This is a genomic window from Clostridium sp. CTA-1, assembly GCF_054768215.1.
This window is the reverse complement of sequence record NZ_BAAAAP010000064.1, coordinates 1-660: the sequence shown is the minus strand read 5'-3', so window position 1 is coordinate 660 and position 660 is coordinate 1. Positions and strand designations below refer to the sequence as shown.

General features: G+C 41.7%; 2 tRNA genes and 2 rRNA genes. All 4 read left to right on the top strand.

The window, feature by feature from the left end:
• Positions 1–81, top strand: a 16S ribosomal RNA gene (locus ACYUEW_RS19010); the annotation flags it as partial.
• Between the two features lie 141 nt (positions 82–222).
• Positions 223–298: transfer RNA gene (locus tag ACYUEW_RS19005), tRNA-Ala, on the top strand.
• 5 nt (positions 299–303) lie between these two features.
• Positions 304–380, top strand: a tRNA-Ile gene (locus ACYUEW_RS19000).
• A 133-nt stretch (positions 381–513) separates the two neighbouring features.
• A 23S ribosomal RNA gene (locus ACYUEW_RS18995) occupies positions 514–660 on the top strand; the annotation flags it as partial.

Genomic DNA, 660 nt, shown 5'->3' with positions numbered 1-660 from the left:
CGGCCGAAGGTGGGATTAGTGATTGGGGTGAAGTCGTAACAAGGTAGCCGTAGGAGAACCTGCGGCTGGATCACCTCCTTTCTAAGGAGAATAGAAAGAAGAAAATTCTTTCTAAAGGCTGAATTCTCTGTTTAATTTTGAGAGACCAATATCTCTTATATAACTAAAATAAGTTAAGATAAATAAATCTTAACTATTAATTATGGAATATAACTTAAATATGGGGGTATAGCTCAGTTGGGAGAGCACCTGCCTTGCAAGCAGGGGGTCAGGAGTTCGAATCTCCTTATCTCCACCATTTAAGGGTCTATAGCTCAGCTGGTTAGAGCGCACGCCTGATAAGCGTGAGGTCGATGGTTCGAGTCCATTTAGACCCACCATGTTCTTTGAAAATTGCACAGTGAATAAGTAAAGCTAAAGGTATAAAATCCTTTGTAATTAAAATGAAACTCACTCAGCAAAGCTGAGGAGTATAGAATTCTAATAAATCTYAGATTTARAGAATTCTTAWTAGGTCAAGCTACAAAGGGCGCATGGTGAATGCCTTGGCACTAGGAGCCGAAGAAGGACGCGATAAGCTGCGATAAGCCTTGGGTAGCCGCAAATAGGCTGAGATCCAGGGATTTCCGAATGAGGAAACTCACATGGGTAACCCCATGT